Source organism: Ramlibacter paludis (assembly GCF_022012305.1).
Taxonomy (GTDB): domain Bacteria; phylum Pseudomonadota; class Gammaproteobacteria; order Burkholderiales; family Burkholderiaceae_C; genus Ramlibacter; species Ramlibacter paludis.
On the sequence record NZ_JAKLTM010000002.1, the window covers coordinates 610,283 to 634,909 of the forward strand.

General features: G+C 67.0%; 24 protein-coding genes and 1 other RNA gene. 6 read left to right on the plus strand and 19 right to left on the minus strand.

The features are described 5' to 3' along the window. Positions 1-89 precede the first annotated feature (89 nt). The 8 genes from glnA to LZ009_RS09645 all read right to left on the minus strand — a co-directional run bounded on the left by glnA (position 90) and on the right by LZ009_RS09645 (position 8,287). Positions 90-1,508, minus strand: coding sequence for a type I glutamate--ammonia ligase (glnA, locus tag LZ009_RS09610; protein ID WP_275697686.1), 1,419 nt, complete (start codon positions 1,506-1,508; stop codon positions 90-92). 210 nt (positions 1,509-1,718) lie between these two features. Next, positions 1,719-2,534, minus strand: coding sequence for a competence/damage-inducible protein A (locus LZ009_RS09615; protein ID WP_275697687.1), 816 nt, complete (start codon positions 2,532-2,534; stop codon positions 1,719-1,721). Next, positions 2,531-3,352, minus strand: a complete 822-nt coding sequence (locus LZ009_RS09620; protein ID WP_275697688.1) for an EI24 domain-containing protein — start codon at positions 3,350-3,352, stop codon at positions 2,531-2,533. Before LZ009_RS09620 ends, LZ009_RS09615 begins: the two co-directional genes overlap by 4 nt. Then, entirely contained in the window at positions 3,353-4,573 is a 1,221-nt protein-coding gene (locus tag LZ009_RS09625) for a Fic family protein (protein WP_275697689.1), read from the minus strand. A 113-nt stretch (positions 4,574-4,686) separates the two neighbouring features. Continuing rightward, complete coding sequence (locus tag LZ009_RS09630) at positions 4,687-5,670, minus strand: sterol desaturase family protein (protein WP_275697690.1); 984 nt, start codon at positions 5,668-5,670, stop codon at positions 4,687-4,689. A gap of 5 nt (positions 5,671-5,675) precedes the next feature. Beyond that, positions 5,676-6,467, minus strand: coding sequence for a polysaccharide deacetylase family protein (locus LZ009_RS09635; protein ID WP_275697691.1), 792 nt, complete (start codon positions 6,465-6,467; stop codon positions 5,676-5,678). After that, the gene (locus LZ009_RS09640) at positions 6,454-7,461 is read right to left on the minus strand and encodes a YncE family protein (RefSeq protein WP_488168866.1); all 1,008 of its coding nucleotides are present in this window, start codon (positions 7,459-7,461) and stop codon (positions 6,454-6,456) included. The genes LZ009_RS09635 and LZ009_RS09640 overlap by 14 nt, the downstream gene beginning before the upstream one ends. A 46-nt stretch (positions 7,462-7,507) precedes the next feature. Continuing rightward, positions 7,508-8,287, minus strand: a complete 780-nt coding sequence (locus tag LZ009_RS09645) for a pseudouridine synthase (protein WP_275697692.1) — start codon at positions 8,285-8,287, stop codon at positions 7,508-7,510. A 137-nt stretch (positions 8,288-8,424) separates the two neighbouring features. On the opposite strand from LZ009_RS09645, the gene LZ009_RS09650 reads away from it, so the two are divergent. The 5 genes from LZ009_RS09650 (at position 8,425) to LZ009_RS09675 (ending at position 13,560) form a co-directional block, all read left to right on the plus strand. Next, positions 8,425-12,297, plus strand: coding sequence for a PAS-domain containing protein (locus LZ009_RS09650; protein WP_275697693.1), 3,873 nt, complete (start codon positions 8,425-8,427; stop codon positions 12,295-12,297). Between the two features lie 121 nt (positions 12,298-12,418). Further along, a complete protein-coding gene (locus LZ009_RS24290) occupies positions 12,419-12,769 on the plus strand; it encodes a hypothetical protein (RefSeq protein ID WP_346730735.1) in 351 nt (116 codons plus the stop codon). Between the two features lie 33 nt (positions 12,770-12,802). After that, positions 12,803-13,036: a hypothetical protein gene (locus LZ009_RS09665; RefSeq protein WP_275697696.1), complete on the plus strand. Its 234-nt coding sequence runs from the start codon at positions 12,803-12,805 to the stop codon at positions 13,034-13,036. Next, positions 13,030-13,242: a hypothetical protein gene (locus LZ009_RS09670; RefSeq protein WP_275697697.1), complete on the plus strand. Its 213-nt coding sequence runs from the start codon at positions 13,030-13,032 to the stop codon at positions 13,240-13,242. The genes LZ009_RS09665 and LZ009_RS09670 overlap by 7 nt, the downstream gene beginning before the upstream one ends. A 177-nt stretch (positions 13,243-13,419) precedes the next feature. Then, entirely contained in the window at positions 13,420-13,560 is a 141-nt protein-coding gene (locus LZ009_RS09675) for a hypothetical protein (RefSeq protein WP_275697698.1), read from the plus strand. A 13-nt stretch (positions 13,561-13,573) separates the two neighbouring features. Here the strand turns inward: LZ009_RS09675 and LZ009_RS09680 are convergent, their stop codons facing one another. From LZ009_RS09680 to ssrA, 8 genes are all read right to left on the minus strand, one after another. Continuing rightward, positions 13,574-14,332 (minus strand): class I SAM-dependent methyltransferase, encoded by a 759-nt coding sequence (locus tag LZ009_RS09680; RefSeq protein ID WP_275697699.1) that lies wholly within the window; start codon positions 14,330-14,332, stop codon positions 13,574-13,576. Next, positions 14,329-14,721, minus strand: a complete 393-nt coding sequence (locus tag LZ009_RS09685) for a GtrA family protein (protein WP_275697700.1) — start codon at positions 14,719-14,721, stop codon at positions 14,329-14,331. The genes LZ009_RS09680 and LZ009_RS09685 overlap by 4 nt, the downstream gene beginning before the upstream one ends. Continuing rightward, complete coding sequence (locus LZ009_RS09690) at positions 14,721-15,653, minus strand: class I SAM-dependent methyltransferase (protein ID WP_275697701.1); 933 nt, start codon at positions 15,651-15,653, stop codon at positions 14,721-14,723. Before LZ009_RS09690 ends, LZ009_RS09685 begins: the two co-directional genes overlap by 1 nt. 2 nt (positions 15,654-15,655) lie before the next feature. Then, positions 15,656-17,620 (minus strand): NAD-dependent epimerase/dehydratase family protein, encoded by a 1,965-nt coding sequence (locus LZ009_RS09695; RefSeq protein WP_275697702.1) that lies wholly within the window; start codon positions 17,618-17,620, stop codon positions 15,656-15,658. Position 17,621: 1 nt separating this feature from the next. Next, positions 17,622-18,530 (minus strand): transketolase family protein, encoded by a 909-nt coding sequence (locus LZ009_RS09700; RefSeq protein ID WP_275697703.1) that lies wholly within the window; start codon positions 18,528-18,530, stop codon positions 17,622-17,624. After that, the gene (locus LZ009_RS09705; RefSeq protein ID WP_275697704.1) at positions 18,527-19,306 is read right to left on the minus strand and encodes a 1-deoxy-D-xylulose-5-phosphate synthase N-terminal domain-containing protein; all 780 of its coding nucleotides are present in this window, start codon (positions 19,304-19,306) and stop codon (positions 18,527-18,529) included. The genes LZ009_RS09700 and LZ009_RS09705 overlap by 4 nt, the downstream gene beginning before the upstream one ends. Before the next feature lie 44 nt (positions 19,307-19,350). After that, on the minus strand, positions 19,351-20,781 hold the full coding sequence (locus tag LZ009_RS09710; RefSeq protein ID WP_275697705.1) for a hypothetical protein: 1,431 nt from the start codon (positions 20,779-20,781) through the stop codon (positions 19,351-19,353). Positions 20,782-20,846: 65 nt separating this feature from the next. Then, positions 20,847-21,220, minus strand: a transfer-messenger RNA (tmRNA) gene (gene ssrA, locus LZ009_RS09715). 63 nt (positions 21,221-21,283) lie between these two features. On the opposite strand from ssrA, the gene galE reads away from it, so the two are divergent. Beyond that, positions 21,284-22,315 (plus strand): UDP-glucose 4-epimerase GalE, encoded by a 1,032-nt coding sequence (gene galE / locus LZ009_RS09720; RefSeq protein WP_275697706.1) that lies wholly within the window; start codon positions 21,284-21,286, stop codon positions 22,313-22,315. On the opposite strand, the gene LZ009_RS09725 is transcribed toward galE, so the two are convergent. From LZ009_RS09725 to ompA, 3 genes are all read right to left on the minus strand, one after another. After that, entirely contained in the window at positions 22,312-22,986 is a 675-nt protein-coding gene (locus tag LZ009_RS09725) for an HAD-IA family hydrolase (protein WP_275697707.1), read from the minus strand. The genes galE and LZ009_RS09725 overlap by 4 nt on opposite strands. Continuing rightward, positions 22,986-23,696: a bifunctional 2-polyprenyl-6-hydroxyphenol methylase/3-demethylubiquinol 3-O-methyltransferase UbiG gene (ubiG, locus tag LZ009_RS09730; protein ID WP_275697708.1), complete on the minus strand. Its 711-nt coding sequence runs from the start codon at positions 23,694-23,696 to the stop codon at positions 22,986-22,988. The genes LZ009_RS09725 and ubiG overlap by 1 nt, the downstream gene beginning before the upstream one ends. Positions 23,697-23,788: 92 nt before the next feature. After that, on the minus strand, positions 23,789-24,496 hold the full coding sequence (gene ompA, locus LZ009_RS09735; protein ID WP_275697709.1) for an outer membrane protein OmpA: 708 nt from the start codon (positions 24,494-24,496) through the stop codon (positions 23,789-23,791). Positions 24,497-24,627 lie beyond the last annotated feature (131 nt).

Consider the following 24,627-nt stretch of genomic DNA (forward strand, 5'->3'; position numbering starts at 1 on the left):
GCGCAAAGCCTTCAAAAAGCCAAACAAGGTGTTGATTTAAAAAGGAAAGGGCGACATATGTCGCCCTTTTCCGACCAAGCTGTAATTAATTACAGCGAGTAGTACATGTCGAATTCGATCGGGTGCGTGGTCATGCGGAAGCGCGTGACTTCCTGCATCTTCAGCTCGATGTAGGCGTCGATCATGGTGTCGGTGAACACGCCGCCCTTGGTCAGGAACGCGCGGTCCTGGTCCAGGTAGTCCAGCGCTTGGTCGAGGCTGTGGCACACGGTCGGGATCTTCGCGTCTTCTTCCGGCGGCAGGTGGTACAGGTCCTTGCTGGCGGCTTCGCCCGGGTGGATCTTGTTCTCGATGCCGTCCAGGCCGGCCATCAGCATGGCGGCGAAGCCCAGGTACGGGTTCATCGTGGGATCCGGGAAGCGCACTTCGATGCGGCGGCCCTTGGGGTTCGCCACGTAGGGAATGCGGATCGAGGCCGAGCGGTTGCGCGACGAGTAGGCCAGCTTCACCGGCGCTTCGAAGCCGGGCACCAGGCGCTTGTAGCTGTTGGTGCCGGGGTTGGTGATGGCGTTCAGCGCGCGGGCGTGCTTGATGATGCCGCCGATGTAATACAGCGCCAGGTCGCTCAGGCCGGCATAGCCTTCGCCGGCGAACAGGTTCTTGCCGCCCTTCCACACGGACTGGTGCACGTGCATGCCGGAGCCGTTGTCGCCGACGATGGGCTTGGGCATGAAGGTCGCGGTCTTGCCGTAGGCGTTGGCGACGTTGTGGATCACGTACTTCTGCAGCTGTGACCAGTCGGCGCGCTCGACCAGGGTCGAGAAACGCGTGCCGATTTCGTTCTGGCCGGCGCCCGCCACTTCGTGGTGGAACACTTCGACCGGGATGCCGACGGATTCGAGGATCAGCGACATCTCGGCGCGCATGTCCTGCGTGCTGTCGACCGGGGGCACGGGGAAGTAGCCGCCCTTGGTGGTGGGACGGTGGCCCTTGTTGCCGCCTTCGAGCTTCTTGCCGGTGTTCCACGGCGCTTCGTATTCGTCGATCTCCACGAACGAGCCGTTCGGGCCCGAGGACCAGCGCACGTCGTCGAAGATGAAGAATTCGGGTTCCGGGCCGAAGAAGGCGGTGTCGCCCAGGCCGGAAGCCTTCAGGTAAGCCTCGGCGCGCTTGGCGATCGAACGCGGGTCGCGGTCGTAGGCCTTGCCGTCACCCGGCTCCAGCACGTCGCAGGTCAGGATCAGCGTGGTCTCTTCGAAGAACGGGTCGACGTTGGCCGTGTTCGGGTCCGGCATCAGCAGCATGTCGGAGGCTTCGATGCCCTTCCAGCCGGCGATCGAGGAGCCGTCGAAGGCGTGGCCGGCGCTGAACTTGTCTTCGTCGAAGTGGGAGACAGGCACGGTCACGTGCTGTTCCTTGCCGCGGGTGTCGGTGAAGCGGAAGTCGACGAACTTGACTTCGTTTTCCTTCACCATCTTCATGACATCGGCGACGGATTTGGCTGCCATCAGGTTTCTCCTGGGGTGATGGTTGGTTGTTGAATCGGTTACGCGACCTGGGGATGCAGGTTCTGTGCCAGAGCTTGGTGCATGGGGCGGCAGGCGCAGCCCGGCGATTCTCCGCGAAATGGAGCCGTATTCCCTACGCAAGCCTTGCAATTTTCACGGGCGCCTGCACCGTTCAGGTGCTTTTGGTGCACTGCACCGCTTCGGTGCGGCTCAGGTACGCACCAGTTCGGGGCCCAGCTTGACCTTGAGCTGGGCGAGGCCGTCCAGCAGCGCCCGGTAGGCGGGCTCGACGTCGGCCGGCGCGCCCTTCACTCCCAGGTCGATGTGGCGGCCGTACTGGGGGTGGTCGACGCTCGGCAGGCTGAACACCTTCACCTGCGGATGTTCGCGCTCCACCTGCTCCATCAGCGGCGTGAGCGTGGCCTCCATGGAGCCGAACACGATCACCGACTGCTCGACGTAGGCATCGCGGCGGAACAGGTGCGGGTACTTCGTGTCCAGCACCCATTCCATCATCGGCCAGGCCATCACCGGGAAGCCGGGAACGAAGTGCACGTCGCCCACCGTGAAGCCCGGGATCTTGTTGTACGGGTTGGGGATGATCTCGGCGCCCGCGGGGAACACGCCCATGTTGAGGCGGTGGACGTTGTCGGGGCGGTCCGGCTCGTAAGGGATGCCCTGCTCCTTGGCCGTGTCCTGCATGCGCTCGCGGATCAGCGCCTCGGCGCGCGGATGCAGCTGCAGCTCGCGTCCCAGCGCCTTGGCCGCGCACTGGCGGGTGTGGTCGTCGGGCGTGGCGCCGATGCCGCCGCAGGAGAAGACGATGGCCTGCGAGGCGAAGGCGCGCTTCAGCGTCTGCGTGATGCGCTCGGGCGAGTCGCCCACGTAGTCGGCCCAGGCCAGCTGCAGGCCGCGGGCGGACAGCAGCTCGATCAGCTTGGGCAGGTGCTTGTCGGCGCGCTTGCCGGAGAGGATCTCGTCACCGACGATGATGAGGCCGATTTCGGGGGGCGGGGACGCGGTCATGGCGCAATGCTAACGGGCGTGGCGGCCGCACTTCGCATCTGCGCCAGCGCCGCCAGCCCATAGTGCGCGAACCACAGCGAGGAAAACGCGAACACCAGCGTGTAGATCCAGATCGCCAGCGGAATCAGCAGCGGGAACATCGCCGCGAACAGCCACCCCGACGCCCACACGATGCTCGGCGCGGCGCCCAGGTAGCCGGTGGCGATTCCCATCAGCAACAGCCAGCCGCGGTGCTGCTTGAAGATGAGGCGGCGCTCGTCGCCGCTGGCATGGTCGGCCAGCGCGTCGAAGGTCATGACGCGGTAGGTGAGCCAGCCCCAGATCAAGGGCGGCAGGACCAGGATCAGCGGCGGGATCGCCCACAGCGGCACCGACACCACCAGCGCGATGAGCGCCAGCAGCATCGAACCCAGCGACCAGAAGGCGCCGCGCACGAACGAGGCACCGTGCTTCTGCTCCAGGCCCGGGAAGCGCCGGCGCCCCACCAGCCGCACGATGGCCGGCGTCATGAGCAGCGCCACGAAGAACAGCACCAGCACCACCAGCAGCGGCGTGATGGCAAAGATGATCAGCAGCGGCGCGAGCGCGGTGCGCAGCCCGCCCATGCCCATGTCCTGCAGCCAGTGGCCGATGGTGGCCATGAGCGTCGACGACTCGAGCCAGAGGAAGACGGTGTTGACCGCGCCGTCCCAGAACAAATAGCCCAGGCCGCCTGCAATGGCGACCATCAGCACCAAGGGGAGCAGCGACAGGCCGATGACGCGCGGGTGCAGGCAGTAGGCGACGGCGCGCCAAAAGGAATCGAGGAACAGGGACATTCAGGGTTCGGTGTTGACCGTTGCCGCTTCGGGATAGAGGTTCGGCAGCAGGATGTTCAGTGCGTCGAGCGGAAAGTTGAACGACACCGCTCCCTTGGGACCGTCGCTGACCAGGATCCCGTCCTTCAACAGCTGCGACAGCACGCGGCGGCCGCTGCGCTCGGGCATGCCCATCATCTGGATGAACTCGCCGCGCAGCAGCGGCCCGGCGACCAGGACGTGATGCAAAGGCAAGGTGGCTTGCACGCTGTAGTTGCCGTACTGCGCGCCCTGCGACCGCAAGGCCATGAGCCCTGCGATGCGGTCCCGCAACCCGTCGAGCCGGAGCATTGCCGTCATGAAGCCCACCTGGTCATCCGCCACGTGCAGGAAGAACTCGCACCACTCGCGCAGCATCCGCTCGCTCAGGTTGCCGCGTCCATCCAGGTCTCCCTGGCGCGCCCTGTCGGCGTTGGCGAGCATCTCGTAGTACCTTTCGCGCTGGCGCGCCAGGCCCCGGTTGACCGACCAGAGCCCGGCGCTGACCGGGAGCAACGCGCAATGCGTCTGCAGGCGGCAAGCGCGCCCGTTCCCGTCCCCGAACGGATGGACCCGCGCCGCACGATGATGTGCCGCTGCAATGCCGAACAGCAGGCTGTCGAGTCCCCGGATGGCGGGATAGACCTGGTCCATGCGGGCAAGGAACAAGGGCACCGATGCGGCCGCGGGTGGCTGGTGCCGGCCGACGGCCACGTCCTCCGAACGCAAGCGGCCCGGCTCGATCACCCGCCCGTCCTCGGTCGTCCGGTCCGGTGCATCCAGGCGTCGGTACAAGGCATCGTGGGCACGCAACAGGAACGCCGATTGCAGCGCATGGGCCTCGACATCAGTCGCGGGCATCGAGGCTTCCAGTTCCTGTTCCGCATCGATGTGGGCCAGCGCGATCCGCTGGCGCTTCGCGACGTCGGGGGACTCGGAAAAATCGGCGCGCAGCGCGCGTTCGATGTTTTGCGGATGCGTCCCCTGCCCCTCGATCCGGTTCGAGTAGTAGGAGTTCATCCCCCGAACCAGCCGCCGCAGCGCATCGCGCGTTTGCGGAGCGACGGCGTGCTGCAGTCGATAGGACTTCTCCAGCACGCTGCGGGTGAGCTCCACCAGGCCACCCACGTTCTGCTGCGGCAGCAGGGGTTCGAACTGGTGCGGTTGATCGTAGACGGCGACGATCCGGGACGGAACGCTCATTTGGCCGATTATCCCCAGAACGGATAGATCGGTCTACCTCATTGAAATAAAACGTCTTTTTTAAAATCCGGCGCAAGTTTGGCCGGTCTTTTGGCCGGTCTTTTGGCCGATCGTCAAGCCCGCCCGACCAGCCGCAGCACCCCTAGCCACTGCTGCGACCAGAAGCCCTGCCCGTAGTTGCGGCCCTTCTCCACCTGGTCGCGCACGCCAGTGGGGTCGTAGCGCAGCTCGAAGTTGGCGGTGCGGAACAGGACGTCCCACCAGGGCAGCAGCACGCCGAAGTTGTGGCCGCCCAGCGCCGGGCTCTTGCCGTCCTTCAGCACGGCGACGCCGGCGCGCTTCTCGTGGCCGATGCCGATGCTGTGGTGCAGGCGATGGAAGCGCGGGCTGATCCACAGCCGCTCGCCGATGGCGCCGAAGTGCAGGCGCAGGTTGGCGTGCTGCAGGCTTTCGCTCAGCTGCGTGACGGCGACGATGGCGACGAACTGGCCGGGGCCGACGCCGATCAGCTGGCCCAGCACGACGAGGATGCTGTCGCGCACCAAGTCGTCGAGCAGGTGGTTGCGGTTGTCGCTCCACATCGTCATCTGCCGCTGCGAGTGGTGCAGCGAATGCAGGCTCCACCACCAGCCCACGGCATGCTGGCCGCGGTGGATCCAGTAGTCGACGAAGTCGAACACCACCAGGTACAGCGCGAAACTGATGAAAGGATGGTCGGTGACGCCGGCCATCAATTGGTCGATGTGCCAAGTGCCCACGCCGTGCACGCGCAGCCAGCCGAAGATGTCGTCGAACAGCGGCTCCACGCTGAAGAACAGCGCCACGCGGAACAGGCCCAGGCGGTGCAGCAGCGTGTACAGAACGTCGGTGCGCACGGCGGCCGTGTCGACCATCGGCTCCACCGGGCGCCAGCGCTGCAGCGGACCGATGATGGCCAGCATGACGGCTATCTGGATCAGGCCCACCAGCAGCCAGCCGGTGGCGGTGTAGCCGTCTTCCAGGAAGTTGCCGAGGCCGAACGAGAACATGATCGGCTGGATGGCCAGCTCGAACAGGCCCTGCTGGGCCCATTCGAAAAGGTCGAGAAGCGACTGCATGGTGACTACTTAACGCGCGAGACCCAGTCCCGGTAGGCAGGGTGCTCGCGCAGGGTGGCAAAACAAAAGCCCCTGGCCTTCAGCCCCGTGATCAGCGGCTCGAGGTTGGCAGGCGCCCACGGGTCCTTGCGCGACCAGATGCCCAGGTGGGCCAGGAGGATGTCGCCCGGTCGGATGTCGCGCAATGCCTTCTTCAGAAGCTGTTCGTTCGAGAAAGTTTCACTCGGGAGCTCGTCACCCAGGAATCCGGCCGGCGCCCAGGCCACGTGCTGGTAGCCGCAGGCCCGCGTGGCCTTCAGGAAGCGGGGGGAAACCTTGCCGCCCGGCGCGCGAAAGAGCGGCAGCGTCTTCTTGCCGGTGATCTCTTCCAGCCGCCTGGCCGCCTGCGCGATGTCGGCGCAGTACTCGGCGCCCGTCACCACCTGGTCGGCATAGGCCTTGGGGCCGGCGGTGGGACGCACGCGGAAGCGGACGGGGTCGCCCGGAACGTCGGCGCGCCAGATGGCGTGGTCCCAGGTGTGCGAGGCGAACTCGTGGCCTTCGGCGGCCCGCGCCTTCCACCAGGGCGCCCAGTAGTCGCCCAGGCTGCCGTCGCCTTCGCGTGTCTTTTCGTTGGCGGCGAAGAAGGTGACCTTGACGTTCTGCCGATTGAGCACGTCGGCGATCAGGGGTGCCACGCCCATGTGGCCGGTATCGAGGGTGAGGTAGACCGGCTTGCCGCAGGACTGGGCGAAGGCGGCGGACCCGGCCAGCGCCAGGCTCAGCAGGAACAGGCGGCGCAGGTCACCTTGCCGCATGGTCCAGGGTCCACACCCCGTGCGGCGACTTGCCCACCTTGACCTGGCGGGCCACCTGCCCCGACTCGGTATCGATGATGGTCAGCTTGCGCGCCCAGCGCGAGGTGACCAGCAGGAAGCGGCCGCCCGCCATCACGTCCATGCAGTCGGGGCCGCCCGGCGCCGGATAGTTGGCCACCACCTGCAGCGTGGTGAGGTCGATCTTGCTGATGGTGTTGGCCACGCGGTTGCTGAGGTACACGTGGCGCTTGTCGCCGGCGGCGCGGAAGGCGTGGGCGCCGGCGCCGGTCTTGATGCGGCGCAGGGAGCGCGGCGCGTCGCCGGAAACGTCGAACACCTCCACGCTGTCGCTGCCGGTCAGGCCGACCAGCACCGTCTTGTCGTCGGCGGTGCCGTAGACGTCGGCCGGCATCGGGCCGGTCTTGATGCGCCACTTGATCTCCTGGCGCTGCAGGTCGATGGCCACCAGTTCGTCGCTGTCCTGCATGGTCGAATAGGCCGTGGTGCTGCGGCTGTCGATCCAGATGTGGCTGGGCGTCTTGCCGGTGGGGATGCGCTTGGCCAGCGTGAGGTCCTTGCCGTCCCAGCGGTACAGGTCGACGTGGTGCAGGCGGTTGCCGGCCGTCACCAGCCACTTCATGTCGGGCGAGAAGCGCAGGTGGTACGGATCCATGATGCCGCGCACCGTCTTCTGCACTTCGGCCGTGCGCGGGTCGATGAAGGTCAGCGAATCGGCCAGCGCGTTGGCGACGATGATCGACTTCTCGTCCGGCGTCATGTACAGGTGGTGCGGCTCCTTGCCCGTGGGGATGCGCTTGAGCTCGCGCCAGTTGGACGGGTCGATCACGCTGACGTCGGCGTCGAGCGAGTTCAGCACGAACACCGGCGAATTGGCCAGCGAAGCAGCGGGGGCCGGCTGCGCGGCGGCGATGCCGCCCAGGGCGAGCAGCAGGAGGCCGGCAAGCCAGCCGCGGCACAGTGTGGAAAAGTTCACGAATCGATTCTTGGAATGGGGGCCCGCGCGGGCGGCAGCGGCCTGTTCAACGCGCGGGCGGCGCCGGTGGTGGACCACTGGCGGCGGGCGCCGCTATTGTCCCCGATTCCTGGACGGCCGCGAGTTGCGCAGCGTCAAGCCACCGCCATTGGCCGGGCAACAGGTCGGCCGGCAGTGACAAGTTTCCGATTCTCGAGCGGTGCAGCGCCGTCACGCGGTTGCCGACGGCGGCGATCATCCGCTTGACCTGGTGGTACTTGCCCTCCAGCAGCGTCAGGCGCAGGGTGTGCTCGCCGGTCTGCTCGCACGCGGCCCCGCGCACCGGCTTCGGGTCGTCATCGAGCACCACGCCCTCCAGCAGCTTCCGGACCTGGCGGCCATCCACCGGGTCCGCCGTGGTCACTTCGTACACCTTGCCCACGTGCTTCTTGGGCGAGGACATGCGGTGGATGAAGGCGCCATCGTCACTGAGCAGCAACATGCCGGTCGTATCCTGGTCCAGCCGGCCGACGGCCTGCACCCCGGTCGTGTTGGTCTTGTTCGGGCGTTGGCGCAGGGGTGCGGGCAGCAGGGTGTAGATGCTGGGCCAGGCGCCGGGCTTCTGGGAGCACTCGTAGCCGGCGGGTTTGTGCAGGACCAGGTAGGCCTTGGCGTGGTAACTCCACGGCTTGCCTTCGACGGTGAACTGCAGGCCCTCGGGCTCGAACTGGGCAAACGGATCGTCGACCGCCTGGCCGTTGACCGTCACCCTTGCCTGCTGCACTAGGCCGAGGCAGACGCGGCGATGGCCGAAGCCTTGGGAGAAGAGGATGTCTTGGAGTTGCATGAAGGGCGGGATTTTGCCCCAGGGCCGCCTCAGAAGGGCTTGGAATGGCTGCGCAGGCCGCTCCTTGTCTGCCCTATGATGATCCGGCGGCTCTCTTGACCGGCAGAACCTTGAAGTCAGCGTCCCTCCTTCCACTCATGCACGCCGTCCCCCGTTCGGATGAGGACGCGTTGGCCCAGCTCAAGCTCCAGGCCGCCCTCCTCGACGGCCTCGAAATCGCCTTGCTCGCCTTCGACCCCGAAGACCGCACGCTGGCCTGGAACCAAACCTACCTGCGGCTCTTTCCCGAACAGGCCGGCCACATCTTCGAGGGTGAGGACTACGTCCACAACCTGCGGCGCTTCTACCAGAGCCGGCTGGCGCCGGATGAACTGGCGGACATCGACCGCTACATCGAAGGCGCCGTCGCCCGCCACCACGCGCAGACCCAGCCCTTCGAGTTCGAGCACCACGGCACGCGCCTGCGCGTGTCCTCGCTGGCCTCGCCCGGTCGCGGCCGCGTGCGGGTCTGGCGCACGCTGGCGCCGCTGCCGGCCACGCCGCCCACGATGGACTTCGGCGCCACGCTGGGCGGCGAGCTGCTGGAATACGTGCCTGAAGGCCTGGTCGTGTGCGATGGCAGCGCCCGCGTGCTGTGGGCGAACGCCAGTTTTTGCACGCTGTTCGGCCTGGGCCCGCGCGCGCAGGTCACCGGCGCCACCTTGCAGGCGCTGTATGCCGGTGCCTGGATGGCCGCGCACGTGCCCGCCGACGACCCCCGGCGCCAGCGCGGCGCCGCGCTGCTGCAGGACAACATCCGCTTTGCCGGCGCGCCATTCGAACTGCCACTGCCCGCACGGGGCTATTGCCGCGTGATCGCGCGCCCGGCCCGCGACGGGACAGTGTTCTATGCGCTGATCGACATCTCGGCGCTGAAGCAGTACGAAGAGGCCCTGCAGCTCACGCTGGACAACGCCGGCCGCGGCATCCTGCGCTACGACGCCCAAGGCCGCGTGCTGCTCTTCAACCGGCAGGCGCTCGACCTGCTGGACCTGCCCGAGCACGTGGTGGCCGGCTCGGTGCGCATCATGGATGTCATCCGTTACCAGCAGGAGCGCGGCGACGCCGCCGGCGCCGCAGGCCCCGCGCCGACCGCCGACGAGGTGAACGCGCGGCTGTTCACGGACAACAGCTACCTGCGCCGCACGCGCGACGGCAAGGCGCTGGAGATCGCCACCCGCGTGCTGCCCGACGGCGGCGCCGTACGCACCTATTCGGATGTCACAGACTACGTGCATGTGCAGCAGGCCGTGGCCGAGAAGACCCGCGCGCTGGAGATCACCCTCGACAGCATGAGCCAGGGCATTTCCGCCATCGACCCCACCGGCCGCCTGGTGTTCTGGAACCGCCGCTACCAGGAGCTGCTGGACCTGCCCGACCACGTTCTGGCCGGCGAGCCGACCATGGACCGCCTGGTGCGCTTCCAGATCGAGCGCGGCGACTTCGGGCCCAACTTCGCCTACGTCGACGCGGTGGCGCGCGGCTACGTCGCGGTGGGCGACAAGCTCGCGCCCCTGAGCGGCCCCGAGACGTACGTGCGCAAGACGCGCGACGGCCGCAGCTTCGACGTCACCACCAAGCCGCTGCCCGATGGCGGCGTGGTGCGCACCTTCACCGACATCACGGCCTACGCGCACACGCAGGAGGAGCTGGTGCACAAGCAGGCGCAGCTCGGCGCCCTGGTGCACAACCTGCCGGACCGCGTCTGGCTGAAGGACGTGAACGGCACCTTCCTGCTGGCCAACCCCGCGTTCCAGCGGCGCCACGGACTCAAGGAGTCCGACATCGTGGGGCGCCGGTCCGAGGACCTGTTCGGGGCGGAAACGGCGCGCCGCCAAGGCGTGTCGGACCAGCAGGCGATGGAGAGCGCCAACCCGGTGATCTACGAAGACCACCAGTTCGACGCCGACGGCGAGCTTCGCTTCACCGAGGTGGCCAAGGTGGCGATGCGCGACGAGGAAGGCCGCGCGCTCGGCCTGCTGGGCATCGCGCGCGATATCACGCGGCGCAAACAGGAAGAAGCCGCGCTCATTCGCGCGAAAGAGGAAGCGCAGCTGGCCAGCGGCGCCAAGAGCCGCTTCCTTTCCAGCATGAGCCACGAGATCCGCACGCCGATGAACGCCGTGCTGGGCATGCTGAGCCTGCTGCGCACTACCGAGCTCACGCCTTCGCAGGAGGAATATGCCGGCAAGGCCGAAGGCGCCGCCCGCGCCCTCCTCAGCCTGCTGAACGACATCCTGGACTTCTCCAAGATCGAAGCGGGCCAGATGCGGCTGGATCGGCGGCCGTTCTCGCTGGAGCAGATGCTGGCCGACCTGTCGGTGATCCTGTCGTCCAACGTCGGCGACCGCGACCTCGAGGTGCTCTACGACCTGGATCCGCAGGTGCCCGACGGGCTGGTGGGCGACGACATGCGGCTGCGCCAGATCCTCATCAACCTGGGCGGCAACGCGGTGAAGTTCACCGAACGCGGCGAGGTCGTGATCAGCACGCGGCTGGCGGCGCTGGAGGACGGCCACGCCAGCATCGAGTTCTCGGTGCAGGACAGCGGCATCGGCATCACGCCGGAGCAGCAGCAGAAGTTGTTCGGCGAGTTCGTGCAGGCCAGCGAAGGCACGGCCCGCAAGTACGGCGGCACCGGCCTGGGCCTGGGCATCTGCCGCCGGCTCACGGAACTGATGGATGCGAAGCTGGAGCTCGCCAGCACGCCGGGCGTGGGAAGCCGCTTCTGGTTCACGGTGCGGCTGCCGCTGGATGCCAGCCCGCACAGCACGCCGGCGCCGGCACCGGCGCGGCGGTCGTCGCAACGCGTGCTCATCGTCGACGACAACCCACTCGCGCGCGACACGCTCGCGTCGCTCTGCCGCGCGGCCGGCTGGGAGGCGGACACGGCGCAGGACGGCGCGCAGGCCTTGCTGCGCATCGAAGGCGCGGCGGCGCGCGGCCTCTCGTACGAAGCCGTGTTCGTCGACTGGGTGATGGCCGGCATGGACGGCTGGCAGACCTGCGCCCGCATCCGATCGCTGCACCTCCCGGACAGCACCCCGCTGGTGATCATGGTGACGGCGCATGGCCGCGAGATGCTGGAGAGCCGTTCCAACCAGGACCGGTCGCTGCTCGATGGCTTCCTGGTCAAACCGGTGACGGCGGGCATGCTGCGCGCCGCGGTGCAGCGCTTTCGGCAGGCGTCACAGCCGTCCAGCGCCGACAGCGCCGCGTCGCCGCGTCCCGGCCCACTGGCCGGCCTCCGCCTGCTGGTGGCCGAGGACAATCCAGTCAACCAGCAGATCGCCCGCGAGCTGCTGGTGCGCCAGGGCGCGCAGGTGGACGTGGCGGAAAACGGCGAGCTGGCGCTGGATGCCGTGGCCTCCGGCACGCACTACGACGCGGTCCTGATGGACGTGCAGATGCCCGTGATGGACGGCCTGGAGGCCACCCGTGCATTGCGCGCCCGCCACGACGGCGCCACCCTGCCGATCATCGCGATGACCGCCAACGCGATGGACAACGACCGCGAGGCCTGCCTGGCCGCCGGCATGAACCAGCACGTGGCCAAGCCTTTCGCCATCAACGACGTGGTGGCGGTGATCCTGCAGTGCATTAATCCTCCCGCGGATGCTCCCGCGCAACGCGCGACGTCCGCGCTCTCCGCCGGAGACTTGATCGTGTTCGATCGCGCGGACGCCGTGCGCCGCATGGGCGGCGACGAAGATCTGCTGCGCAGCGTACTGCCGGTGTTCCGCGGCAATCTCGAGGACGCGCTTCGCGACCTCGAGACGGCCACGGGCGTCCACTTGGCGAAGCTGATGCACTCGATCAAGGGCATGGCCGCCAACGTTTCAGCCAAGGCACTGGCGGCGAAGGCCGCCGAGGCGGAGCACGCGCTACGCGCCAGACCGCAAATCGCGACACAGCCGCTGGTACGCCGCGTGCAGAATGCCATCGAAGAAGTGCTGAAGGCGATCGGCTAGGCAAGCCCTCCGCATTCACCGATCATTCGAAGCCATAAACACGAGTCATCCCCAGCCGGCGCAAGACCGGCGAATTCTGTTCCTGGATTACCTGCGGATCGTCACCTTCACCAGCGTTCTGATCGGGCACAAGTTCTACCCGGACCTCGAAAGTCTGGTCCCCGGGACCGGGTTCCTGGCGTTCGCCGGCCACGCTCTGCTGCAGTTCGTCCACTTTGGCGGCGGCGGCGTGGTGGTCTTCTTTTTCGTGTCGGGATACATCATTACCCACGTGCTCCAGACCGAGCACACGGTGGAGTTCCTGGTGAAACGCGTGTTCCGCATCTACTCGCTCTACGTGACCGCGGTGTTGATCCATTCCATCGTCCTGCTTCTGCTCGGTGCACCCGTGCCCTGGGGCATCTTGCTGCCCCAGGTGCTTCTCATTGGTGATTTCTTCGGCACACCGTACGCCCTGGCCCGCGTGGAGTAGACGATCAAACTCGAAGTCGTGTTCTAAGTGCTGATGGCGTCGGCCTTCACGATGAGGCAGCTCGCGCGGTTCAACACGCTTCTCTCCTATAGGCTCATCGCACTGGTTCCGGTCCTGGGCTTGCTCGGGCAGCTCCCTGCCCGAGGCCAGTTGCCGGGTTACTTCACGCTCTACTTTCCATTCCTGCTGATCGGGTCCCTGGCTTACCTCGTGGAACACGGCAAGGCAAGCCGCGTTGCACTGGTCGCGATCGTTTGCCTGTGCTGACCCAGTACCACTGGTTCATCCCCATCTGGCACCCGCTGTTCATAGGCGCACACTTCGCTGCACTTGCGCTCGCCCTGTCTTTCTTCGCCTCGGCCATGCGCGGCATCTTCACCGGCACGGGCGCGGTTTTCCTGCTGTCAGAGCTGACCTTCAGCGTCTATCTGTTTCACAACTGGCGACCATCTCGCCAACGGCCTCTAAGCTGATGGGCCTCGGGCCGACGCCGGCCCGCCCGCTGGCGGTGCCAGTTCTTGGATTGCTGTGCTGGTGCATGGTCAGGCTCGTGGAAAAGCCGAGCATCCGCATTGGCTGGGCATTGTTGCGGAGGACCAGGTTTCGCGGACTTCGAAGGCGCAGGCATTAATCCGCTGAGCCCCGAAAGGGTGTCGGCCAAGGCGCTGGCGGCGCAGGAGGCGGCAGCGGAGCAGGTGGTGCGCGCAGGCTCGGCGCAGGACACTGCGCCGCTGGCGAAGCGGATGTGCGAGGCGATCGAGCCCATGCTGCGCGAGATCGGCGGCGCGTGAACGCCGTCGAGCGCTATCTGCGCGCGCTGCAGAAGTAACCCAGGGGATCCTCCCGGCCTCCCAGCTTGAGCGCGCCGGACACGTGCGCAAGGGCCACCATGCATGCGGCAAGCGCGCCAAACAGGAAACCGAATGGCAGCTTCAGCAGGAAGTTCTTTGGCGACACCGACTTCAGCAGCCGGATCGCCAGCACCAGCAGCTTGTTGGCGATCACCCCCACGTCGTCCCCGCGCTCCTGCACCTCGACGTCGCCGAACCCCTGCGCCGCCAGCATCGACTGCAGCCGCTCGCTCGTGAAACGGTGGAAGTCATGCGGGATGTGGTGCCGGCGCGCCGACCACGGCACGGTCATCAGCAGCGTCGCCCCGGGCTTCAGCACGCGGGCGATTTCCGCCAGCAGGCCCTCGGGATCTTCCGCATGCTCCAGCACTTCGATGCACAGAGCCGCATCGAAGCTCTGGTCCGCGAAAGGAATGTGCTTGCCGTCGTAGTAGGTGATGTCGTCGCCGTGCGCCATGCCGAAGTCGCCCGCGTTGGCGACGTCGAGGCCCATGTACCGGCAATGCGCGGGCAGCCATCCGCGCCACGGGGACTGGCCGGCGCCGACGTCGAGCACGACGCCGGGCGGCAATTGCGCCAGCGCTGGGCGCAGCGCCCTGACGATCGTGGCGAGCTGGAGGTCGACGACGCACCGCAGGGCAAATTTCCACGGGGCCGCACCCGGAATGACGACCGGGACGGGCTTGAAGCCTTCGCGCTCGGCGGGGTTCATTGCGCAGATCCGGTGAAGACCAGGTAGCGCATCATCAGGTACGACAGGACCGCCAGGGGCACCGTCACCACTGCCTGGGCCAGGATCACGCCCAGCCCGCGAAACGCCAGCAGTTCGATCAGGCCCAGATTGGTGAGATACACCACCGCGTAGCAGGCCACGAACCAGGGGAAGTTGCGGCACGACAACTGGCGGAACGCGTAACCTCCGATGGTCACGTAATTGAAGACCACGCCGGCCAGGACGCCGGCCAGCAATGCGCCCCAGACCGGCACGCCCAGCAGGATGGCCCCGGAATAGACCACGAAGCCGAAGGCCGTGTTGGCGATACCGGCCAGCACGAAACGCGCGGCCGTGTGCCGTTCCAGGAAGCCGCGCAGGCTGGCCATCACGCCCGGTCGCCTGCGGCGCCGCCCGGCTTCCTGCCGACCGCGATCAGGTTGCCGACATTGGCGGCCAGCTTCATCTGCGCCAGCCCGCTACTGCGCATCACAGCGTCGCACGCCCTCTTCAGTGCCGCGGGCACCGGCGTCAGGCGCATCCAGTACCGCAGCGAATACCGGTTGCGGAAAGCCCGCACCCGAAATCGCTCGTAGCCCACGCCGTCGAACAGGTAGCGAAGGCTGTCGCTCGAGAACAGCTGGAGGTGTTCGATGTCGATGATCGGTGAGCGCCGCCCCAGCAGGCGGTTGACCGGCGCGTGGTAGTCGTGGGTGACGGTCACGAAGGCGCCGCCGGGACGCAACAGGCGCAGGGCCGCGCGGGCCACCGCGGCGGGGTCGCGCACGTGCTCCATGGTCATGAAGCAGCAGATCAGGTCGAAGGACTCCGGCTCGAAGTCGGCCGGGTCGAACATGCCGGCGCGGATCCATGCCTGGCGGTGCGGTGGCGCCGCTGCGATGGCGGCGGCGGACGGCTCGACCCCCACGACATCCCGGAAACCCTCGCCCTGCAGGTGCTCCAGGAAGACGCCGGTGCCGGTGCCGATCTCCAGCGCGCGTCCCCGGGACCCGAGGCCGTCGAGCACCGGGCGGATGGCGCGGATGTACGCGGCCGCAGCGTCGTTGGCTTCCTCGGAGCTGTCGTAGCTGGCGGTGTGGTACGCCTGCGCGAGTTCATCGGCGCCGGGCGGCTGGTCGGCGTAGACCAGGTCGCAGGTGGGGCACTGCACCAGCCGGTGGCACATGAACTCCGGCACCTTGCGCGAAGCGAAGCTGAATTCGGACAGGCGAGACCGGTCCAGGTTCTCTTCGAGGAACAGGCGCGCCCGCGCCGCGGGAGTGCCGCACACGGGACAGGCGCGGGACGCGGAATGCTGCACGCTCAGTACGCCTTGCCGTCCGGCAGCAGGTTGGTGGACTCGCCGTGGCGGATCAACGCGGCGCGGATCAGGCGGGGCCGCCCCTTCACCTCGGCCATGATCTTGGCGATGTACTCGCCCACCAAGCCGATGGCAAACAGGTTCAGCGAGCCGAACAGGAGGATGAGGATCATCAACGTGGTCACGCCGCGCGGCGCGATGTCCGGGATGAACAGGCGCAGCAACGCGACGACGACGGCGACCACCATCGACACGCCGAACAGAACGACGCCGAGGCTGGTCAACATGGTCAAGGGCGTGTTGCTGAAGGAAAAAATGCCCTTCTTGGCCCAGTCGATGTTCTTGAGGAAGCTGTTGGTGGTGACGCCGAACATGCGCTCGGGCCGCACGTAGTCGACGCCGGTCTGGCGGAAGCCCACGTAGGCGCGCAGCCCGCGCACGAACAGGTCGCGCTCCGGGCAATTCAACAGCCAGCCCATGACGCGGCGGTCGATCAGCGAGAAGTCGCCGGCGTCCAGCGGAATCTTCACGTAGCTGAAGAGCGCGAACAGCCGGTAGAAGGCCTTGTACATCAGGCCCCAGTGCCACGGCATGTCGCGCTTGATGCGGCGGCCGTAGACGACGTCCCAGCCCTCTTCCCACTTGGTGTAGAACTGCTCGATCAACTCGGGCGGGTCCTGCAGGTCGCCGTCCAGCAGCACGACCGCGTCCTTGGTGGACAACTCCATGCCGCTGCGGAAAGCCATCTGCGAGCCGAAGTTGCGCGAGTGCGTGATGCCCAGCACGTGCGGGTCGCGCTGGCTGATCTCGCGGATCACCTGCGCCGAGTCGTCGGGGCTGCCGTCGTTGACGAAGATGATCTCGTAGTCGACGCCCAGCCGGCGGAAGGTGTCGGTCAGGCGGCGGTGCATCACCGGGATCGCCGGCTCGTCCTTGTAGCAGGCGATGATGGCCGAGACGCTGCGCTTGCGGGCGGCGCCGCCCTTCTTGGTCAGCGCGGACATGTCAGCGTCGGACAGCGACTGCACCCAGTTGGCGCTGGCCCGCAAGCCCTCGCGCAAGCCGATCTCCGCCGTCCACCCGAGTTGCTCGCGCGCCTTGCGCGCATCGGCGTACCACTCCGCCAAGTCCCAGGCGCGGCCCTCCATGGCGCCGAACCGCGGCGCCTCGGCGACCTGGAATTCCTCGCGCACCAAGCCGGCCAGCTGCTCGATGGTAGTCTTGGCGCCGCTGCCGATGTTGAAATGCTCGCCGTAGAAGGCGGGGTTCATCTTGGCGGCCGCCAGGATGAAGGCGGCACAGACGTCGTCGACGTGCACGAAGTCGCGCGAGGTGCGCGCGTCCACGAACGGCGGCAGCGTGCCCTGGAGCGCCTTGCGCAGCACATTGGGAATCAGCCGGGACGTGTCTTCCAGCGGCCCGTACACCGAGTACAGGCGCAGGTTCACACAGGGAAACGCATTCTGCTTGCCGGCGAACGCCAGGTAGTTGGCCACGGCCACCTTGGAGACCGAATAGGCGCTGTTAGGCACGCAGATGCTGTCTTCGAGCGGGGCCGTGCAGTTGCTGCCGTACTCCGAGGAGCTGCCGGCATGCACGAAGGCGGCGATGTTGCGCGGCGCCAGATGCTCCACCAGGTTGATCACCGACAGGAAGTTGGTCTGGTAGATCAGGGTGGCCTCTGTTTCGAAGGAGTAGGCACCGAAGGCCACGCAGTCGAACACCGTCTCGGGCGCGATGCTGGCCACCAGGTTCTTCACCGCCGCCGGGTCGTTCAGGTCGGCGGCGATCACGCGCTCGTCGCGCGCTCCGGCCAGGCGCCAGTTCCTTTCGCGCCGCACTACGCCGAACACGTCGTTGCGTACGGCGCTGATCTTCGCGAACAGGTTGGCGCCGATGAAGCCGGAGGCGCCCGTGACCAGGACGGGGCCGCGCAGGGCCTTGATGAAATCGTTCAGCTGCGACATTTCAATCCACGTCCAGTGCGGCAAGCAGGCTCGCCGGGTCCAGTCCCGACTGCCGGCGGAGCCAGGCCTGAGAGCCGTACCGCTCGTAGTGATGGGCCTTGGCGTGCAGGTGCGTGAACCGGCGGGTCGCCACGCCCTGCCGCGCCAGGTGCAGCAGCAGTTGCGAAGCGAAACCGCCCTGGGCGACGTGTTCCTCCGCAACGGCCAAGTGCTGCGTTGACCGGAGCTGCGTCAGGAATTCCGCGGGGACGGTGTTCGCAGTCACGGGTAATTCGGCGACAGCCCACAAGCGTGGACGCCGGCCCGCAGGCACGTCGGCGCAAGCCTGGATGTAGGTGCCTGCCAGCGGGCCCACGGCCGCGAGCACCGGGCCGTCACCCTCGGTCAGCTGGCGCCACGGCGCATAGGCCGGCACCGCGTAGCCCGCGGGCGGCTCGCCGCGTCCCAGCCGCACGTAGCAAGCTGTCGGCGACGCCCCGGCGCGCTCGATCACAGCTGGCACGTCCTCGTCGAAAACGGGCGCGAAGACCGCCATGTCCGGCAAGGTGAGCAGCACGCCATAGTCCTCGATGGCATGGTGCGTCGCGCCCATCACGCCATAGCCGTAGCCGCCACCGTTGCCGATCAACCTGACCGGCAGACGGTGGAAGGCGACGTCGTTGCGGATCTGTTCGAAGGGCCGTGCATAGACGAAGGGGGCGATGCTGTAGGCCCACGTGTCCAGTCCCTGGCGCGCCAATGCGGCCGCCACGGTGACCATGTTCTGCTCGGCCACGCCGGCGTTGATGAAGCGCTGCCCCATGGCCGCCTGCAGCGGCTCCAGCGCCATGAAACCCAAGTCGCCGGTGAGGAACACCATGCGCGGGTCGGCCGAGCGCGCCACGAGCGCGTCGCAAAGCTGCTTTCTCATGCCGCGTCCAGCTCTCGCATCGCAGCGTGGTACTGGCTCTCGCTGAGCGGGAGATAGTGCGAATCCATGCGGTGTTCCAGGAAGCTGACGCCTTTGCCCTTGACGGTGTCGAGAAAAACGATGGCTGGTCGCTCGCGCGGCTTGCCCAGCTCGGCGCGCATCGCATCCAGGTCGTGCCCGTCCACCGTCGAGAGATCGGCATCGAAGCCGCGAAGCCGCTCCCACAGGGGCGCCATCGAGGCGACTTCGGCGGTGCCGCCGAAGCCCTGCAACCGGTTGTGGTCCACCAGCACGCACAGGTTGGCCAGCTTGTGGTGGCAGGCGAAGATCAGCGCCTCCCAGGTCGAGCCCTCCTGCCACTCACCGTCGGACGTGAGGCAGAACACGCAGTCCTGCGTCTGGCGCAGCCTGAAGCCAAGCGCGGTGCCGGCCGCGAGGGAGAGTCCGTGTCCCAGGCTGCCCGTGGCAAAGGGAATGTCCGCGATCCCCCGGGCTGGTGGATGCCCCGCCAGCAGGGTTTCATCCTGATGGAAGCGCTTCAGGTCGTCGTCCGCCAGCCGACCCACGCTCCAGAGCGCCGTGTACAGCGCACCGGCCGAATGACCCTTGGACAGCACGAAGCTGTCGCCGGGACCCAGCGCCTCGTGGAACACGAGCAGCATCGCGTCGAGGGACGACAGGTTGCCGCCGATGTGTCCGACGCCGCTCTCGAAATGCATCTGCAGCAGGCGCCGGCGCGCCTGGAGTACCTGCCCTCGCGTCAGCGTCTTGCCCATGTCCCTCCCTTGCGGCCAGCATAAACGATTGCCCGGCTGCAGGCCTATCTCCAGTAGAGCTGGATGGTCCCCCATTGCGAAGAAGACCACACCTTGGCCAGCTTGTAGCCCCTGGCCAGGATTTCCTTCTTCCGTTGGGCGGCTTCCGACTGCCCATAGTCGGTGAACAGGATCCCGTCACCTTCGAGTTCGGCGACCATGTGGTAAGGACCCCAATCCTTGTTCCTCGGTAGGAACCCCGCCATGAACAGGATGACACTCTCCTCCATGCCCAGCTGCGTGATCGATGCCTGCGGCGACACGTCGCGCCGGATCTCCTCGGCCACCCGCTTCAGGAAGAAAAGGTTTCCACCGTGCTCCCAGCGCGTGAAATATGGCTTGCCGACCATGTCGTGGATGCGCCACGAAAACACGACCAGAAAGGCTACCGAGAGCGCCGTCGCGGCCTGGAACAGCCGGCGGCAAACGGTCGAAGGCACCACCGCGGCGCATGTTCCGACGACCGCCACGATGGGCGGCCACAGGTTGATCGAGTAGTGCGGAAAGTTGTTCTTGACGCGCGCGCCATAGAACATCGCGCCGACCAGCATCCAAGCCGCCAGCCAGGCGGCCGACCGGTATTCGCGCCGCCGAACGAGCAGCAGGACGCCGTACATGCCTAGACCCCAGCAAGCCGCCGACTGGATGAAGATCCACGGGGCCCGGCCGAGATCGGTGAGGCACACGACGACGAACTTCTGCAGCAGGAGCCATGGGCCTGACGCAGGCTCGTCGTCGCCGACGTAACCCTTGAGCGCCTCAAAGCTTCTGGCGATCGCATCGACGTCGAATTGCAGCCAGGCCAGGCAGACCACCAGCGGCGCAATGAAGCCGGCCGAGAGTTGCAGGGCCTGTCGCCAGCTGCGGACCTGCGTGGCGAACGGAATGAGGAGCAGCACGCCCACCTGCTTGGACAGCGTGGCGCACGCGACCAGCGCGCCCACGGCCAGGAAACGCAATCCCGCATAGCCTTCGAATGCAAGGAGTGATGCGAGGCCGAAGAAGACGACGCCGTGTTCCAGGGTATTGTGATTTCCGCCGGAATCAATGCAGTAGAGCGCAAAGGCAATCCCGCCCACCCACGCGCTCCATGCCGGCCAGCGCTCTCGCGTCGCGCGACGGAGATAGGCCACCGTCAGGAGGCAGTTCGCGCTGATCCAGAACAGCGGCACGGCCCATAGCAGCGTCCAGGGATGGACGCCCAGGGCCACGGGAATCGCGTTCAAACCGTTGAACAGCGGCGGATAGATCGTGATGAAGTCGACGAAGGGCTTGAGCCCGGCGGCCATCATGGCCGACTGGTTCAGGTAGAAGCCCGAATCGTGGTCCCAGAAGCCCCAGAAGATGTCGATGGCGACCAGACCGAGCGACGCCAGCAAAAGCAGCAGTCCCAGCAGGTGGTGCCTGGACTGGAGCCGGGCCGCAGGTGTACTCATAGCTGAGCTATTGTACGGGCGGCCCCTGGGCGCATGCCGCTCGCCAGGGGGCGGGCGCGGGGAATTGGTGGAGCTGGCGGGAATTGAACCCGCGTCCGCAAGCCTTCAACGAACAGTTCTACATGTTTAGCGGTCTGATTTGGTTCTCACCGCCAACTCCGCGCAGTCGCACGCTGGGAAGGCAGCCAGCACCCTATTTTCTCGCCCTGACCCAAGGTACCCGGATCGGGGCCAGCCAATGTAAATAACCTTGCAGCTCGAGGCTTGCGCCTCTTGCCCGGCCCATCGGCCAACCGTTGCAAGGCTCACGCGCAATTAAGCGGCGAGGGCGTACGAGTTATCGTTCGCAGTTGGTTTGTTTCAGATGGATTTACGAGGTGACTGATCCTCGACATGCCCTGCTGCGCGTCCGAACCCACGTCGAAACCGGTGCAGCCCCAGGAAGTCGTATCTTAAGCCACGCGGCGGATTTTCAAGGCCGCAAGGCTATATTCGGTACCCCATGCCTCAGCAGTCCATCCTTCTCACCGGCGGTGCCGGTTATATCGGCAGCCACACCTTTGTGGCGCTCCGCGAAGCCGGCCTCGAACCGGTCATCCTCGACAACTTCGCCAACAGTCACCCGGCGGTGCTGGATCGCCTGCACAAGCTCACGGGAAAGCCGCCGCTGCTGGAAAAGGGCGACGTTCTGGATACGCCGTGGGTCGAATCGGTCCTGAAACGGCACGCGCCGGCGGGAGTCGTCCACTTTGCCGGCCTCAAGGCCGTGGGCGAAAGCGTGGCGCAGCCCCTGCGCTACTACCGGCAGAACGTCGCCGGGGCGCTGAGCCTGGCGGAAGCGATCCAGAACGCCTCGAACGGGACCCCGCCGGCGCTGGTGTTCTCCAGCACGGCCACCGTTTACGGCGACCCCGACAACGTTCCGGTGCGCGAAGACGCCCCCCTGCGCCCCAGCAGCCCCTACGCCCAGACCAAGCTGGACGTCGAAAACATGCTGCTTGCCGCCCAGGTCGCCCAGCCTGCGTGGCGGGTGGGCATCCTGCGTTACTTCAACCCGGTAGGCGCGCATCCCAGCGGCCTGATCGGCGAGGACCCGTCCGGCATTCCCAACAACCTCATGCCCTTCGTCTCGCAGGTGGCCGTGGGCCTGCGCCCGCACCTTAGCGTGTTCGGCAACGACTACCCCACGCGCGATGGCACCGGCGTGCGCGACTACATCCACGTGCAGGACCTGGCGCTGGGCCACGTGGCGGCGCTGAAAGCGCTTCTCGGCGGCAACCAGGGCTTCACGCTCAACCTCGGCAGCGGGCGTGGGTCGAGCGTGCTGGAAATCGTGGACGCCTTCGGCAAGGCCTGCGGCAAGCCCGTGCCTTACCAGGTGGTGGCGCGGCGGCCCGGAGACGTGGCGGAGTACTACGCGGACCCGTCCAAGGCCAACGAGGTGCTCGGCTGGCAGACCAGGCTGGGAATCGAAGAAATGTGCGCCGACTCGTGGCGCTGGCAAAGCCGCAATCCGCGCGGCTACGCAGGTTAGGCCGGCACCCGGAAGTTCAGCAGCTTCAACAGCGCCAGCGGCGTGTCGATGCGTTCGTCGGCGCCCCACGTCGCCACATCGCCGTGGCTCCCCAGGTAGCCGTACAACGCCGCGACCGTCGGCATGCCCGCCGCCTTGCCGGCCTGCACGTCGCGCAGGTCGTCGCCCACGTACAGGCATTGGATCGGCTTCACGCCCACCTGCCGGGCCGCTTCCAGCAAGGGCGCGGGATGCGGCTTCGGGTGCGGCGTGGTGTCGCCGCCGACGACGGCGCGCGCCGTCGCAAAGAGCGGCATGCCCTTGGTGAGCGGCGCGGTGAAGCGCATCGACTTGTTGGTGACCACGCCCCACGCCACGTCGTGCTCCACCAGGTTCGCGATCAGTTGCGCGACGCCTTCGAACACGTAGGTGCGCTGCGTCATGCAGCTCTCGTAGTTGCGGAAGAACTCCTCGCGCATGGTCGGGAAGTCCGGGTGCTCCGGCGTCATGCCGAAGGCGATGCCCAGCATGCCGCGCGCGCCGGCGCCGGCCATGGGACGGTAGCTCTCCAGCGGCAGCGACGGCAGGCCGCGGTCGATGCGCATCTTGTCGGCGGCGGCGCCCAGGTCGGGGGCGCTGTCGATCAGGGTGCCGTCCAGGTCGAAGAGCACCGCTCTCACTTGTTCGAACATCAGGTTCTGCGGGTGGCAGCCAGGTAGTTGACGCTCGTATCGCCCGAGAGCCAGTAGCGCCGCGTCAGCGGGTTGTATTCCATGCCCTGCGTCTGCTGCAGGCCCAGGCCCGCGGCCCGGGCCCAGCCGGCGAGCTCGCTGGGCTTGATGAATTTCAGGTATTCGTGGGTGCCGCGCGGCAGCAGGTTCAGCACGTATTCCGCGCCGACGATCGCGTATACGAAGGCCTTGGCGTTGCGGTTGATCGTCGAGAAGAAGACCCAGCCGCCCGGCTTGACCAGGGTGGCGCAGGCCTGGACGACCGATTCGGGCCGCGGCACGTGTTCCAGCATCTCCATGCAGGTCACGACGTCGAACTGCCCGGGCTGTTCGGCCGCCAGCGCCTCGGCGCTGATCTCGCGGTATTCCACGTCCGGCGTGCCGGCTTCAAGGGCGTGCAGCTGCGCCACGCGCAGGGCCTTGCCCGCCAGGTCCACGCCCAGGACCTTGGCGCCCTTGCGGGCCATGGAATCGGCCAGGATGCCGCCGCCGCAGCCGATGTCCACCACGCGCTTGCCCTTCAGGCTCGCCATGCCGTCGATCCACTGCAGGCGCAGCGGGTTGATGTTGTGCAGGGGCGCGAACTCGCTGTCCGGGTCCCACCAGCGGTGGGCCAGCTCGCTGAACTTGGCCAGCTCCGCGGGGTCGGCGTTGACGGTTTCGGTGGTCATGGAAGGGGCCTATTGTGGCTGGCTCAGCGGGTCACCAAATGAAAAAAGGCCCCGCAAGCGGGGCCTTTCGTGCGGATTTACGCAGCTGCGTATCAGCGGTTGGCGCGGGTGCCGACCACTTCGATTTCCACGCGGCGGTTCTTCGCGCGGCCTTCGGCGGTCTTGTTGTCGGCGACGGGCTGCTTCTCGCCCTTGCCTTCGGTGTACACGCGGTTCTTCTCGATGCCCTTGGAGACCAGGTAGGCCTTCACGGCTTCGGCGCGGCGCACGGACAGCTTCTGGTTGTACGCATCGGAGCCGACGCTGTCGGTGTGGCCGACGGCGATGATCACTTCGAGGCTGATGCCCTGGATCTTGCCGACCAGGTCGTCCAGCTTGGCCTTGCCTTCGGGCTTCAGGACAGCCTTGTCGAAGTCGAAGAAGGCGTCAGCGGCGTAGGTCACCTTGGTGGCGGCCGGGGGCTGGGGAGCCGGGGTGGGCGCCGGGGCCGGAGCCGGGCGAGCGACCGGGGGCGGAGGAGCGACGACCGGGGCCGGAGCCGGGGCAGCGCGGACCAGGGCGCCGTCGCAGCCGACAGCGGCGGTGGCGGGCGTCCAGTTGGCATCGCGCCAGCACAGTTCGTTCGTGCCGTTGCGCCAGACGTATTCGCCGGTGCCGTTCTGCCAGTTGTCGATGACATTGCCACCGTTGGCGGCAACGACACGGGTGCCGGCCGGCATGGTGGACGGGGTCATGACGCCGCAGCCCGCCAGCAGCGCCGTCGATGCAAACATCAGCGCTACTTTGTTGAGTTTCTTCATGGTTCTCCTCTTGGGGAAAAGATTCGCAGCTGCGCTGCGTCAAAACTACGTCCTTAGTGACCAATTCACCAGTTACGTCCGGCTGATTGTGCCATAGGGGCTTACACAATCAACGGCTGGGCCAGTGGGCA